We start from the raw sequence: 13,705 nt of genomic DNA on the forward strand, positions 1-13,705 counted from the left end.
TTTACAGACCGAAAAACAGTTAAAGTCTTAAAAATATAACTGATAATTAATTCAATATAAATTTTTTAAAGATGAAAAAAATCACATTAAACAAAGGGTTAAAGTTAAACAAAGAGGCAATTACAAAGTTACAAGACTCTCAAATGTCAACCTTTAAAGGAGGTGTTAGAGCAGCAGGACTTACTTGTGCAAACGGATCGTGTATCAAATCTTGTAATGAAAACTCTTGTAACGGATCAGCAGACCAGGTAATTAATTAAAAAATAAAAAGATGAAAAAAATCACATTAAACAAAGGATTAAGATTAAACAAAGAAGCAATTACAAAGCTTCAAGATTCTCAAATGTCTTCTTTTAAAGGAGGTATAAATGCAGTAGCAGGAGCTACTTGTGCAAATGGATCTTGTATTAAGTCATGTAATGAGGACTCTTGTATAGGAGGAGCAGATCAAGTTATTCATTAATAATAAAAACAAATAAAGATGAAAAAAATCACATTAAACAAAGGGTTAAAATTAAACAAAGAAGCAATTACAAAGCTTCAAGATTCACAAATGTCTTCTTTTAAAGGAGGAGTAAGAGAAGCAGAAGGTCTTACTTGTGCAAATGGATCTTGTATTAAGTCATGTAATGAGGATTCTTGTAACGCTAACCGAATACAATAATAAAAACAAAAAGATGAAAAAAATCACATTAAACAAAGGATTAAAGTTAAATAAAGAAGCAATTACCAAGCTTCAAGATTCACAAATGTCTTCCTTCAAAGGAGGAATTAGAGACGCGGAAGGTCTTACTTGTGCAAATGGATCTTGCATTAAGTCATGTAATAAAAATTCATGTAAAGGAGCAGATCAAGTAATTAATTAAAAAAACAAAAAGATGAAAAAAATCACATTAAATAAAGGATTAAAGTTAAACAAAGAAGCAATTACAAAGCTTCAAGATTCTCAAATGTCTTCTTTTAAAGGAGGTATAAATGCAGCAGCAGGAGCTACTTGTGCAAATGGATCTTGTATACAATCATGTAATAAAAACTCTTGTAAAGGAGGAGCAGATCAAGTAATTAATTAAAAAACAAAAAGATGAAAAAAATCACATTAAACAAAGGGTTAAAATTAAACAAAGAAGCAATTACAAAGCTTCAAGATTCACAAATGTCTTCTTTTAAAGGAGGAGTAAGAGAAGCAGAAGGTCTTACTTGTGCAAATGGATCTTGTATTAAATCTTGTAATAGAAACTCTTGTAAAGATCAAGTTATTAATTAAATAGTAATTAATAGAACAAGGTTCTTTTTAACCTAAAAGAACCTTGTCTAAAAATAAATAAAGATGAAAAAAATCACACTAAACAAAGGATTAAAGTTAAATAAAGAAGCAATAACGAAGCTTCAAGAAGCTCAAATGTCTCAATTAAAAGGAGGGGTTAGAGACGCAGCAAGTATTTCTTGTTTAAATTTTACATGTAATGCGTCTTGTGACACAGGAACGTGTAATGGATCTGCAGATCAAGTTTTAAACTAAAATGAAATTGCAAAGTAAATATAACTCTATTAAAATAATAATAAATACAGCAGTTTAATTGCTGCTGTATTTTAAAGTCATACAAAATGAAAGAAGCACATAAATTAATAGAAAATATAGATAAAATAAAAAGAGAAGATTTAGAGTCAGATAGTTTATTAAATGGAAAGTTAGGACTTGTTTATTACTACTTATGCCTTTATAAGGTTTTTAATAAAGAAGATCATTTACAAAGAATAGAAAAAAACTTAGAGTCTGTTTTTACAAATATTGAAAAAGGTGTTTCTAGCTTAATGTATGATTCTACATTAGAAAATGGTTTGAGCGGTTTAGGGTATGTTTTACAGTTACTAATTGAAGAAAAAATAATAGATGAAGGTTACAATTCACAACTAGAAGAAATAAATAACATAGTAGTAGATCAAGCTATTGAGTTAATTCAAAATAATAATTATGATTTCGTTAGAGGCCCTTTTGGAATTTTATTTTATCTAAATTATGTAGATAGCAAACCTCATGTTAATAGAGTTTTAGAAGCTTTGTTTGAAAAGTTAAAAGAGGATAAAAACTTTTTATTTTATAATGAATACACATATATAGAAGGCGTGCACATTGGTTATGCCCACGGATTATGTGCGATAATAAAAGTTTTAAATGATATAAATGATGAAAGAGCAGAGTATTTCGTAAGATATTTATTAGATAAACTAATAAATATTATGAAAAAGAATGAATATCAAATAATCAAAGACAAGAAATACTACTTGCCTAGAAGTATTCACAAAGGAGATGAGTTTGAAAAAGGCTTAAACTATAGAGCTGTGCTAGCCTGGTCTAATTGTGATGTGAATTTTTCTACATTAATATATTCATTAAATGAAAAATTTAAAACTAATGAACTATTAACTATTGCTAATAAAATAGCTTTAGAAAGCCTTGAAAAAAGAGAAGAGAAACATACAAGAATTTGGGATCATAGGTTTTACTTTGGAAGTTCAGGTGTGTTAAAAACATACATGTTCTTATATAAAAAAACTAGAAACTCAAAGTATAAAGAAGCATCTAACTTTTGGTATCAAAAAACATTAAACTATCTTACTGAAAGTACTATAAAAGAACATCCTCTTAATTTTTTAAATAATCTGCCGGCTACAGCTTTATCTCTTTTAGAGTTTGAAAGAGAAGAAGAATTTAACTGGTCCAAAATACTACTATTATGATAAATGATACATTAAAAATAGGAATACTAGAGTTTGCAGCTAGCAATAAACAAAATTCAATGCATGCTATAGAAGATATTTTTACTTATGCATGTAGGGCAGATGAGTTAAATTTTTCTAGATTTTGGCTTACAGAGCACCACAGAGCTAGTGCTGTACATCCATATAATAACCCAGAGATCTTAATGACTCTAATTGCGGGGATGACAGAAAATATTAGGATTGGATCTGCAGGGGCTTTAATAGGTTATTACTCACCATATTCTTTGGCGCAAAATTATAAACTACTTAATAATATTTATAATAACAGAATTGATTTTGGTTTGTCTAAAGGACGTCCAGAGAACGCACATCAACATAATTTTTTCAATTTAAATAATAGCACATTTGAAAATACGATGTACGAAAAAAACCTTCAAGCGATATGTGAACTACTGCATGAAGAAGAAAAAAAATACAATGAGAGCAAGATTGTACTTCCTCCATTTAAAGGAATTGCACCTTCCTTATGGTATCTATCTAACAGTTATAGAAAAAAAGATTTAGCAATAAAAAATAAATTAAATATATGTAGATCCCTAATGCATGGTTTGGATGTTTTTGAATATGATGAGGATCTTAAAGGATTACAAGAGTATAAAGAAGAGTATTATCAAACGAATGGGCAACTTCCTGAAGTAGCTATAGCAATAGCAGTTACTTTTTCAAAAACAACAAAAGAAGTAGAACAAGAAGAAAAGGAGTATAAAAACAAGAGAGAAGGCTTGAAAATTATTTCGGTTAATGAGTATACTTTTTTAGAAAAATTAGAGCAAATTCAAAAAGCATATGGGGTAAATGAAGTCATAATATGCGATACCGAAAAAGATATAGAAGCTAAGTTAGAAAACTTAGAATTAATAAAAGAATTAACAACACAACAAGTGCTTAAAACGTTTTAAGATGAAAAATATTAGTTTATTACCAAACAAAATAATTAGACAACCATTATTTTCTTTAAATAAATACAATCAAATTCCCAAAAAAGAAAAAGAACTAAATAGTTTTATAGATTCTTTATTTTTTAATAAGGAGTTCTCTGAAGCGGTTTATTTATCATCTCCTAGTTTATATAAAGAATGGGAAAAAGTAGTAAAAAAAGAGAAAGAAAGAGGAAAAATAAACGAAGCTATACTAAAATACTTTTTAAGATCAGTTTCAAATACAGTGCCTTTTGGTCTTTTTACTTCTTACACTACTTTAAGCTCAAATAGTAGTTTAGATAACGAAAAAAAATATAACAGGTATTCAAGTATTGATTTAGAGTATTTGCTAAACTTATTAAATCACCTTAATCAACATCCGGTTATTATACAAACAGTAAAATACAGAAGAAACAATACTATATATAAAATAGGAGACAAGTATAGGTATATAGAACCAAAATTTTCTAAAGGAAATATAAGTTACACACTTTCTTCAATAGATAGTGACGAGTTGATAGACTATTTAGTGTCACATGAAAATGATACAATGACTTTTGAAGAATTAAAAAATATGATATTAAATTTAGTAGATGGAGTAGAAGAAGAAGAGGTGACTGCCTATTTATTAGATTTAATAAATTCAAAAATATATATAAGCTCATTTGAAGCTACATTAAATGAAGAAGACCTTTTAAATCAAGTAATTAATTTTTATAAAGAAAATAGTTCCAAAATAGATACAGATGAAGAGTTAAAAAAAATATTTTCATCATTAATAAAAGTTAAAGAAAAGCTGATAAAATTAGATGAAAAAGTTTTCAATTCAATAGATATTTACGATGATATTTTTAAAAATTTAAAAAATATAGGGATTGATTTTAAAGAAAAATTTGTCATTAATTCAAATTTAAAAAAGATTTCAAAAAACACAAATGATACAGGAAACATAGATATAAGGTTAAATAAATTAATGAGTGTTTTATCTAAGGTATCTAAAAAAAACATAAAAGAAGATTCAAATTTAAATGTATTTAAAAGGAGTTTTTATAATAGATATGAAGATAAAGAAGTAGCATTAGTTGAGGCTTTAGATAATGAGTTAGGAATAGGGTATTTACCCCACTTAAAAGATGAAGTAATATTTTCTGATTTAATAGATGATGTGACTATGCCACAAGTTCGAAAAGTTACATCAGAAAGGAAAGTAGAAACAAAGGTTCATAATTTTTGGCTTAACTTATTGCTTCAAAACCCTGAAAAGAAAGAAATAAATTTAGCAAAAGAAGATTTAACCATTTTTAAAGAAGAAAATGAAGCTAAAAATGGTGCCTTTTCTATTTCTTATTCATACACTAAAGATAAAATATATCTTAAACACATTGGAGGAACAACAGGAACCAATTTAATAGGAAGGTTTAGTAATAGTGATACAGATGTTCAAGAGATTATTAATAATGTAACAGATTTTGAAAAGTCGTTACTTAAAAATAAAATTGTAGCAGAAGTTATTCATCTACCTAATAACAGAGCAGGAAACATACTAATAAGAAAAGTAAATAGAGATGCAGAAATAAGTATAATATCAAAAGCTTCTGGTAATACCAAAGTTATAGACGTAAATGACTTATATATTAGCTTGAAAAGAAATAGAATAGTTCTTAGATCAAAAAAAGAGAATAAAGAAGTTGTTCCTTTTTTAAGCTCAGCTCAGAATTATCATTACAATTCACTGCCTATTTATCATTTTTTATGCGACTTACAATCACAAGATCGTCATAATGATTATTCAATAAACTTTGGAGGATTTAATATAGGAGATTTAGAATATTGTCCAAGGTTAACATACGGTGAAGATGTAATTCTAAGAAAAGCAACATGGTTATTAAAGAAAGATAATTACAAAGAAATAGAAAACCTAAAAGCAGATTTAATAAAGAAAAGTGTCCCAAGGTATATTTATATAACTAGTGGAGGTGAAGATAAAATGATTATTGATATTGAAAATTACAATACACTTAACATACTATATCAAGAAATAGAAAAAAATAAAATTCTAAGAGTTACAGAATGTGTTTACGATATGCATAACAATCAAACACCTGAAAGCTACGCGAATGAATATATTGGAGTTGTTAAATCTCAAAAAGAGTTAAAGATATTTAAAAATATTTCTACAAATACATATAAAGTTGAAAACAATAATGTAAAGAGAACCTTTATTTACGGTGATGAATGGGTATATTTTAAGCTTTATACAGGAAGAATAACATCAGATCAACTTTTAATTGAAAACATTTCTAGAATAGCAACAAAATTAAAAGCATCAGGTATAATAGATAAGTGGTTTTTTATTCGTTTTACTGATCCAGATTTTCACTTAAGGCTAAGATTTCATTTAAAAAATGAAAAAAACTACTCAGAGATGTCTAAGATTATTCATAATGAGTTATCGCATTTATTAGAAGAACAAAAAATATGGAAGTTAGACTTGTCAACATACAACAGGGAGTTAGAAAGGTATTATTGGCAAAATATAGAGAGTTCTGAAACTATATTTCATATAGATTCAGAATACACCGTAAACATGTTAAAGTATCTAAAAGATAATGGAGAGAGTAGAAGGTGGCTTTTTATTTTAAAATCAATAGATGATTTTTTTAATGTTTTTGACATCAGTTTAGCTAAAAGACATCAAATTATAAATACTATGTTTAATAGTTTTTGGGTTGAGTATGGTAAAGTAAAAACAATAAAAAAAGATGTAAACAACAAGTTTAGAAAATATGTAAAAGATATAAACAGCATATTAAACACACCAGAAATTGAGGTAAAAAACATATATAAAGAGAGGTATTCAGCATTAAAAGAAGTTCAATTAAGTATAGACGCTAAAGAAAATTTAGATGATTTGTTATGGAGTTATATTCACATGCATGTAAATAGATTTGTGCAAGCAAATCCTAGGTTTCATGAACTTATAATGTATGGAATTTTAGAAAGATATTATAACCAAGAGATTGGTAAGAGAAAGTATAACCAAAAACAAGTTGAAAATGAAGCTTATTAGACAATATGATAAAATGGATTGCGGCCCATCTTGTTTAGGAATGGTTGCAAGTCATTACGGAAAAGAAATATCACTAAATTACCTAAGAGAAAAGTGTTATATAACAAAGGAAGGAGTTTCTTTATTAGGAATAGATGAAGCTTCAAAAAAGTTAGGTTTTGAGACTTTTTCAGCTACTCTAGGATTACAAGAGTTAAAAGATATAGATAATTTAAATTATCCATGTATTTTGCATTGGAATAATAATCACTTTGTAGTTCTAAAAGAACATAAAAGGCCACATTTATTAGCTAGGAAAAAGAAATGGCAAATAGCAGATCCAGCACATGGTTTTGTAAATTTAAATGATGAGAAATTTTCCAAATCATGGTTAGGTGAAAATGGAAAAGGAGTTGCATTGTTCTTAAAACCACAAAATAAGTTCGTAAATACAGAATTTAAAAAACCAGAAAAAATATCATTAAAATACTTTATAGACTTTTTTAAAAGCCATAAAAAAAAGTTGGTATTTGTATTTGTTTTAATGCTTCTAGGAAGTTTAATAAATATGGTTTTTCCTTTTTTAACACAGTACCTAATAGATAAAGGAATTGATAAAAAAGATGTAAACTATATTGAATATATTTTATTCTCACAGCTGAGTTTGTATCTAGGAGTAATTGTTATAGAGATATTTAGAAACTGGTCATTATTAGTGGTAGGAACCAAAATAAGTATTAAAATAATTTCAGAATTCTTGTTAAAAACATTGGATTTACCCTTAAAGTTTTTCGACTCAAAGCTTATTGGAGATTTTCAACAAAGAATACAAGATAATGATAGGATAGAATACTTTTTAACATCACAATCAATAACTACATTTTTCTCAATGATTACTTTTTCAGTATTCTTTGGAGTATTGGCTTACTATAATATAACAATACTATTAATTTATACATCATTAACACTTCTGTCTGTGTTGTGGTCTCATTATTTCTTAAAGAAAAGAAAAATATTAGATTATAATAGATTTATTGAAAACAGTAACAATCAAGAAACGATATACGAGATACTAAATGGAGTAACAGAAATGAAATTGAACTCTTTTGAGGAGTATAAGTGTAACCAATGGAAAACAGTTCAAGATAGGTTGTTTAATATAAATTTAAAAATATTAAGATTAGATCAAATTCAATCATCAGGCTTCACGTTTATAAACCACGTAAAAAACATACTAGTATCTTTTTATACAGCAATTTTAGTAGTAAACGGAGACATGACTTTAGGTGTTTTATTAAGTATTTCATATATAATAGGCATGATGAATTCCCCTGTAGATCAGTTGATTAATTTTATAAGATCATTACAAGACGCAAAATTAAGTTTATCAAGGTTAAATGAAGTACAAAATGAAGACCCTGAAGAAAAAGAGTCATACTCTGAGTTAAAGTTATCAAATAATGGTACAAATACAGGTGTGAAGTTGAGTAATGTTTCTTTTCAGTATGAAGGTCCCAGGTCTCCTTTTGTTCTTAATAATATTGATTTATATATTCCAGACGGAAAAGTTACAGCCATTGTTGGGGCAAGTGGAAGTGGAAAGACTACATTAATGAAGTTATTGTTAAGGTTTTATAACTCTATAGGAGGTCATATTAGTTATAATGACCAAAATATTTTAAATATTTCACCTAGAAGTTTAAGAAAACATTGTGGAGTAGTAATGCAAGATGGATTTATTTTTTCTGATACAATAAAAAGAAATATAGCGACATCAGATGAAGAAATTGATTATGAAAGGTTAAGAGAGGCAGCAAAAATAGCGAATATTGATGAGTATATTGATTCGTTAGCTCAAGGATATGATACAAAAATAGGAGCCTCAGGTAGTGGACTTTCTGGAGGACAAAAGCAACGAATATTAATAGCAAGAGCGGTTTATAAAAATCCACACTACATGTTTTTTGACGAAGCAACTTCAGCGTTAGATGCCGAAAATGAAAAGAAGATTCATGATAATTTATTCAACTTCTTTAAAGGAAGAACAGTTGTAATAATAGCTCATAGGCTTAGTACAGTAAAACACGCAGATCAAATAGTAGTATTAAAGAAAGGGAAGGTAAGTGAAGTAGGAAGCCATGATGAATTAGTAGGTAAGAAAGGAGACTATTTTAGTTTAGTAAAAAATCAATTAGAATTAGGAAGTTAGAAATGGATACAAACAATATAATTTTAGAAATAGAAAAATCAATTAACAATAATTATGGAATTTTAACTTCTATGGGAGTTGTTAACGGATTAGCAGGAGTTTCTCTTTTTTATCATTATAAGGATAATAAGGATAAGTGTCTCTCTTTTTTAGAGAAATCAATCAGTGGTTTAAATGAAGATTATAAAGGAAATGATATTATAGCAGATATTATAGAAATAGGAATTCTGCTTGACTTTTATATCAAAGAAGGTGTTATAAAAAAAGAAGAAGTAGCATTTTACTTCGATAACTATGACTCAATTCTTCAAGAACTTTTAATAGATAAATTAAAAGAAGACAATCTAAATCCAGTTACTGGAATATTGAAGTATGGCAATTATTTTATAAATAGAGCCAAATATTCCGGAAGAAATTACAATGAATTATTTTCATTAATTCTCTCTAAAATAGAAAAACTAGCAAAAAAAGATAAAAAAACAACTGGAATTTATTGGGTTTCTACCATTGAAAGAGAAGGACGATATTTAGTAGAGTTAGGAGTAAAACATGGAGTCATAGGAATTGTAGATTTTTTAGTTGAATTATATGGGTTAGGATTTGAGAAAAAAAGGACAAAGAAACTAATAAATGAAGCTATAAAATATGTTGTTGAGTCTAAGTTAAAGGACAAAACATTTCTTTTTCCTTTTTGTACAAATAACGTTAAAGATGCCGTATCTTTTTCTTTCAATTTAAATTACGGAGATCTTGGAATTGCCTATGGAATTCATAAAGCAGTTAAGGTGTGTAATTTAGAAGTTTACAAAGAGGTAGTTAATCAAACATTAAAAAACGCAGCTAATTTTAAAGACGATGAAAATAAATACTTAACAGATGCTAATTTATTTTATGGTTCATTAGGAATTGCTTCTTTACTAAAAAAGTTTAGAAAAGAATTAGAAGAAGATTTTCTTAATGATTCAATAAACTATTGGTATACAAAAACAAAAGAACATAAAAGACATGATAATGAATGGGCTGGATTTGACACAACTTTTAATAAGTTTGATATTAATGCTCAACTTTCTATGTCGCACGGAATAATTGGTGTAGGAACAGCACTCCTTAATTTTAATAAAGATTTAAACTTCGACTTTTTAACTTTTCTAGGGTATAAATTTTAAAACCCTAGAAAATTTCTGCTATGCTAATGCACCTACAAATAGTTATTAATTAGAAGTAAATTAGTAAAAAAATAAACAAAAAAAGTCTCGGGGGTTTTTACTAAAAACTGACATTTATTAATTTTTTATATCATAAAAGCTTAGTTTACTTAAAAATTTACTAGGAGAGGTACCAAACTTCTTTTTAAAGGCTGTAGAAAAGTGTTGTGGGTTTTTATAACTTACCTTTTCAGATACCTCATTTACAGTATAGCCTTTTAGTAATAGTTCTTTAGCTTTATTCATTCTTAAATTAAGAATAAATTTAAAAACGGTAATACCAAATGTAGTTTTAAATCCTTTTTTTAAGGCATATTCATTGGTGCCAATTTCTTTACATAACAAAGATAAGGTTAGCGGAGATGTATAATTATTAAGTATATATTCATAGACCCTTTCAATTTTATTTGCTTCTTTAGTAGTTAGTTTTGTTGTGTTTTTTTTAGGAGTACTAGGTGTAAATTGATAAAGTTGCAATAAAAGAAGGTCTAAGATTTTAGAGGTAACATGTATTTTTTGAAAATGATTATCCCATTCAGAGTCAATAACTTCTTTTATTAAAAAATGCATTCTTGAATTTATTAAGCAGTTTTCTGAATTAATTTTACCAAATTTTTTATCATTAATAATTTTTTTAAAATCATCAAACCTAATACCATCAGGTAAATACTGAATAAAGAATAAAGGAGATAAGTTAAGGCGTACAATAAAAGATTCTGAAGATCCACACTCTAAAAAGCCTTTTGTATTGCTATAAAAGTTAATATTATGTGAGTTAGAATTAAAAAAATACTTGCTTTCTATTTCAGGTATATGTATAGTAAACTTCCCTTGTAAGTTAAACAACATTTCTATACTTTCTCCTTTAATATTAAAAGATATTTTATAGCCTTTTATTGTTTTTATGGAGCCAAAACCTATTTTGAAGTTTTCAAATACATGCTCCTTATACCAACCTTTAAAATTATCTTCATTAAAGTTAGTTACTAAGGTTTTGTAAAAATTATCATTTGTATTTTTAATATTAGATAGCTTATCAAAAATAGCTTCTTCATTATTATATATAGTAACTTTCATACTCTCTTATTCCGTTTAACGTATGTTTTTTATCCGTTTAACGTATCCCCCGATTTTCGAATAAAAATTAGTTTTGCAGAAAACAAAAATAACTTATTTTTATTTAGTCTTAATAAGTAAAAATTAATTTTAACATAAAAAATGACAGAATCGGTTTTAGTTATAACTTATAAAAAAATAGCATGTTAACAATTATAGGCTGTTTAGCTCTCATAGGTTTTTATTTTTTATACAGTACTTCAAATAGAGCAGATTTAACGTTTTATTTACCTCTTCAGAAATGGATTAATGAGAATAAAATAAAAGGAAAGTATATAGGTGTAGTCCTGTTAATTATTGGTTTAACTAGCGCGGTTTTATGTTTAGGTTTTGGCGCAGGAATATTTTCATATTTAACTCTACTAATGTTAGTGTCAAGTTTAGTTGTTTTAATTGAACCTTTACGCTTTTTAAAACTCTCAATATTAGTTGCTATGATGATTTTATCACTATTACTTGAAGTTTATCTTAAATAATTATGCCTGCAAATAAAAAATATTTGACAAGTTCACCTATCCAACGCATTGCAAAAATAAGTGCTGGTTTTGTAGGAGGATACGTTGTAACAGAAACCTTTCACATAATGTTAATGACTTTTTTTAACATACCAAATGTAATAATGACACTACGTTTTTTTGGATTTATTATGTGGGTGGTTTTAATGATTTTAGCCTTTTTAGCCAAAAGTGCATGGAAAATATGGGTGCTTTATACTCTCGTTAGTCTTCTATTTATTACAGTTATTTACTTAAATACTCCAAATCAATTATAATAAAATATTAAAATACCATTATGGCTAAGAGAGTATATAATATAATGTTTCATACACATACCATTAGTGGTATTGTTATAAGTGCAGCATTATATGTAATTTTTTTTACAGGATCTATTTCTTTTTTAAGAGATGAAATAATAGCTTGGGAAAGAAATGAACCCGTTGAAAAAACCTTTTTTTTAAAAGGAGATTTTGATGCTTTATTAAATAATTTAGGAGAAGAGTATTACCTAAAAGGGAGAGACATTTCTTTTTATAGAAATATAGAAGGACAAAATGTAATCACCAGAATGGGGCAGTCTAAAGATACATTGGCACCAAAAAAAGAGCCTAAAAGAGCTTTTTTTTATACAAATTTAAAAACCTTTAAAAAAGCAAATTATAACCAAAACTATTCTTTAGGAGAATTTTTTTACAGGCTACATTTTTTTGCGCAATTAAATTTTTATGGACGATCTGGGTATGTTTTTGCTGGTTTAATAGCTTTTTTCTTTTTGTTTGCAATTATAACAGGAATTATTGTTCACTGGAAAAAAGTAGTACCTAATTTTTACCAATTTCGACCAAAAACGAAATGGAAAACTATTTGGACTGATGCACATGTTGCACTCGGTGTAATAGGACTACCATATCAATTTATATTTGCTGTTACAGGTGCATACCTAATTATTGGTTATATGGTAATGTTAGCACCTGTGCAAAACTATATTTTTAATGATAATTCTAAAGCTTTAACCGAAGTATTGAATTACGAAAAAGATATAAATTATGAGTACAAAGCAGTAGAATTAGAAAAAACTATTTCTATTAATGATTTTTTAGTTAGAACAAAAAAAGAATACCCTAGCTTACAATTAAATAGTATCGAAATATTTAATTATGGAGATGCAAATATGCACGTAAAAGTAGGAGGGTATCCAAAGTATAAGGATAACTTTTTAAGTTCAGGGTCGATTACATTCAAAGCAGCAGATGGATTTATAGTACAAAAAAAAGATTCAAAAAATAGCTTATCATATATAGAAGGAGCTACAAATCTTTTAAAAAGATTACACTTTGGAGATTTTGGTGGTTATGGAATGAAATTAATTTACCTGGTTTTAGGTTTTGTAACCTGTTTTGTAATCATATCTGGTGTACTTATTTGGTTAGTTGCAAGAGATAAAAAAAGCGTACCTAGTTACAAACGTAAATTTAACACTTGGTTAGTAAATATTTATATGGCTATATGTTTAAGCTTATATCCAATAACTGCTCTAGTTTTTATTGCCATTAAATGTTTTTCAAGCAGCAATGGAGACAATAAAAAAGTATTTATTTACCAAATATTTTTCTGGGGATGGTTTATACTAAGCTCACTTTTTATCGCAAAAAAAGATAATTATTTTACCAATAAAATATCACTTTTATTAGGCAGCATTTTAGGTTTCCTAGTACCTATCTCAAATGGTGCTATTACTGGTAATTGGCTATGGATTTCTTGGCAAAAAGGATATTCGCAAATTTTTGTGGTAGATGCTTTTTGGTTGCTACTTTCAATAACATCACTTAGTATTTTCTTTAAAATAAAAAGATTGACTTATTAATTTAAAATCTGTATTTTTTTGCTTTAAAATACTGATAAATGGAACAATTTGAAGGTAAAAACAT

Annotated in this window: 16 protein-coding genes; 15 read left to right on the top strand and 1 reads right to left on the bottom strand. The window is 27.1% G+C overall.

What is annotated here, in order from left to right; genetic code table 11:
* The first annotated feature begins 71 nt into the window (after positions 1-71).
* The 12 genes from Q4517_RS10885 (at position 72) to Q4517_RS10940 (ending at position 10,125) form a co-directional block, all read left to right on the top strand.
* Positions 72-260 carry a class I lanthipeptide gene (locus Q4517_RS10885; protein WP_303509141.1) on the top strand — a complete coding sequence of 63 codons (189 nt, stop codon included), beginning with the start codon at positions 72-74 and terminating at the stop codon, positions 258-260.
* A gap of 11 nt (positions 261-271) precedes the next feature.
* Positions 272-463 carry a class I lanthipeptide gene (locus tag Q4517_RS10890; RefSeq protein ID WP_303509144.1) on the top strand — a complete coding sequence of 64 codons (192 nt, stop codon included), beginning with the start codon at positions 272-274 and terminating at the stop codon, positions 461-463.
* An 18-nt stretch (positions 464-481) separates the two neighbouring features.
* Entirely contained in the window at positions 482-664 is a 183-nt protein-coding gene (locus Q4517_RS10895) for a class I lanthipeptide (protein ID WP_047790192.1), read from the top strand.
* Positions 665-677: 13 nt separating this feature from the next.
* Positions 678-866 carry a class I lanthipeptide gene (locus Q4517_RS10900; protein WP_125064394.1) on the top strand — a complete coding sequence of 63 codons (189 nt, stop codon included), beginning with the start codon at positions 678-680 and terminating at the stop codon, positions 864-866.
* 12 nt (positions 867-878) lie between these two features.
* Positions 879-1,070 (top strand): class I lanthipeptide, encoded by a 192-nt coding sequence (locus Q4517_RS10905; protein WP_047790190.1) that lies wholly within the window; start codon positions 879-881, stop codon positions 1,068-1,070.
* A gap of 11 nt (positions 1,071-1,081) precedes the next feature.
* Complete coding sequence (locus Q4517_RS10910; RefSeq protein WP_047790189.1) at positions 1,082-1,264, top strand: class I lanthipeptide; 183 nt, start codon at positions 1,082-1,084, stop codon at positions 1,262-1,264.
* Between the two features lie 63 nt (positions 1,265-1,327).
* Positions 1,328-1,519 carry a class I lanthipeptide gene (locus Q4517_RS10915; protein WP_047790188.1) on the top strand — a complete coding sequence of 64 codons (192 nt, stop codon included), beginning with the start codon at positions 1,328-1,330 and terminating at the stop codon, positions 1,517-1,519.
* A gap of 86 nt (positions 1,520-1,605) precedes the next feature.
* Positions 1,606-2,739, top strand: a complete 1,134-nt coding sequence (locus Q4517_RS10920; protein WP_303509150.1) for a lanthionine synthetase LanC family protein — start codon at positions 1,606-1,608, stop codon at positions 2,737-2,739.
* Positions 2,736-3,680: an LLM class flavin-dependent oxidoreductase gene (locus Q4517_RS10925; RefSeq protein ID WP_303509152.1), complete on the top strand. Its 945-nt coding sequence runs from the start codon at positions 2,736-2,738 to the stop codon at positions 3,678-3,680. Before Q4517_RS10920 ends, Q4517_RS10925 begins: the two co-directional genes overlap by 4 nt.
* Position 3,681: 1 nt before the next feature.
* A complete protein-coding gene (locus Q4517_RS10930) occupies positions 3,682-6,771 on the top strand; it encodes a lantibiotic dehydratase (protein ID WP_303509155.1) in 3,090 nt (1,029 codons plus the stop codon).
* Entirely contained in the window at positions 6,758-8,959 is a 2,202-nt protein-coding gene (locus Q4517_RS10935; protein ID WP_073184754.1) for a peptidase domain-containing ABC transporter, read from the top strand. Before Q4517_RS10930 ends, Q4517_RS10935 begins: the two co-directional genes overlap by 14 nt.
* 2 nt (positions 8,960-8,961) lie before the next feature.
* Positions 8,962-10,125 (top strand): lanthionine synthetase LanC family protein, encoded by a 1,164-nt coding sequence (locus tag Q4517_RS10940; RefSeq protein ID WP_303509159.1) that lies wholly within the window; start codon positions 8,962-8,964, stop codon positions 10,123-10,125.
* A 117-nt stretch (positions 10,126-10,242) separates the two neighbouring features.
* On the opposite strand, the gene Q4517_RS10945 is transcribed toward Q4517_RS10940, so the two are convergent.
* A complete protein-coding gene (locus Q4517_RS10945) occupies positions 10,243-11,241 on the bottom strand; it encodes a helix-turn-helix transcriptional regulator (protein WP_303509161.1) in 999 nt (332 codons plus the stop codon).
* 182 nt (positions 11,242-11,423) lie between these two features.
* On the opposite strand from Q4517_RS10945, the gene Q4517_RS10950 reads away from it, so the two are divergent.
* The 3 genes from Q4517_RS10950 to Q4517_RS10960 are packed head-to-tail and all read left to right on the top strand — an operon-like array spanning position 11,424 to position 13,641.
* A complete protein-coding gene (locus Q4517_RS10950) occupies positions 11,424-11,756 on the top strand; it encodes a hypothetical protein (protein WP_303509166.1) in 333 nt (110 codons plus the stop codon).
* Positions 11,757-11,758: 2 nt separating this feature from the next.
* On the top strand, positions 11,759-12,052 hold the full coding sequence (locus tag Q4517_RS10955; RefSeq protein ID WP_303509168.1) for a hypothetical protein: 294 nt from the start codon (positions 11,759-11,761) through the stop codon (positions 12,050-12,052).
* A 20-nt stretch (positions 12,053-12,072) separates the two neighbouring features.
* A complete protein-coding gene (locus tag Q4517_RS10960) occupies positions 12,073-13,641 on the top strand; it encodes a PepSY domain-containing protein (RefSeq protein ID WP_303509170.1) in 1,569 nt (522 codons plus the stop codon).
* Positions 13,642-13,705: the final 64 nt, after the last annotated feature.

This window comes from Tenacibaculum sp. 1_MG-2023, from assembly GCF_030547425.1.
GTDB lineage: Bacteria > Bacteroidota > Bacteroidia > Flavobacteriales > Flavobacteriaceae > Polaribacter.

What these genes read in the sequence shown, in the direction of transcription:
- Q4517_RS10885 (WP_303509141.1), top strand. Translation starts at nt 72, where the DNA reads ATGAAAAAAATCACATTAAACAAAGGGTTAAAGTTAAACAAAGAGGCA.
- Q4517_RS10890 (WP_303509144.1), top strand. Translation starts at nt 272, where the DNA reads ATGAAAAAAATCACATTAAACAAAGGATTAAGATTAAACAAAGAAGCA.
- Q4517_RS10895 (WP_047790192.1), top strand. Translation starts at nt 482, where the DNA reads ATGAAAAAAATCACATTAAACAAAGGGTTAAAATTAAACAAAGAAGCA.
- Q4517_RS10900 (WP_125064394.1), top strand. Translation starts at nt 678, where the DNA reads ATGAAAAAAATCACATTAAACAAAGGATTAAAGTTAAATAAAGAAGCA.
- Q4517_RS10905 (WP_047790190.1), top strand. Translation starts at nt 879, where the DNA reads ATGAAAAAAATCACATTAAATAAAGGATTAAAGTTAAACAAAGAAGCA.
- Q4517_RS10910 (WP_047790189.1), top strand. Translation starts at nt 1,082, where the DNA reads ATGAAAAAAATCACATTAAACAAAGGGTTAAAATTAAACAAAGAAGCA.
- Q4517_RS10915 (WP_047790188.1), top strand. Translation starts at nt 1,328, where the DNA reads ATGAAAAAAATCACACTAAACAAAGGATTAAAGTTAAATAAAGAAGCA.
- Q4517_RS10920 (WP_303509150.1), top strand. Translation starts at nt 1,606, where the DNA reads ATGAAAGAAGCACATAAATTAATAGAAAATATAGATAAAATAAAAAGA.
- Q4517_RS10925 (WP_303509152.1), top strand. Translation starts at nt 2,736, where the DNA reads ATGATAAATGATACATTAAAAATAGGAATACTAGAGTTTGCAGCTAGC.
- Q4517_RS10930 (WP_303509155.1), top strand. Translation starts at nt 3,682, where the DNA reads ATGAAAAATATTAGTTTATTACCAAACAAAATAATTAGACAACCATTA.
- Q4517_RS10935 (WP_073184754.1), top strand. Translation starts at nt 6,758, where the DNA reads ATGAAGCTTATTAGACAATATGATAAAATGGATTGCGGCCCATCTTGT.
- Q4517_RS10940 (WP_303509159.1), top strand. Translation starts at nt 8,962, where the DNA reads ATGGATACAAACAATATAATTTTAGAAATAGAAAAATCAATTAACAAT.
- Q4517_RS10945 (WP_303509161.1), bottom strand. Translation starts at nt 11,241, where the DNA reads ATGAAAGTTACTATATATAATAATGAAGAAGCTATTTTTGATAAGCTA.
- Q4517_RS10950 (WP_303509166.1), top strand. Translation starts at nt 11,424, where the DNA reads ATGTTAACAATTATAGGCTGTTTAGCTCTCATAGGTTTTTATTTTTTA.
- Q4517_RS10955 (WP_303509168.1), top strand. Translation starts at nt 11,759, where the DNA reads ATGCCTGCAAATAAAAAATATTTGACAAGTTCACCTATCCAACGCATT.
- Q4517_RS10960 (WP_303509170.1), top strand. Translation starts at nt 12,073, where the DNA reads ATGGCTAAGAGAGTATATAATATAATGTTTCATACACATACCATTAGT.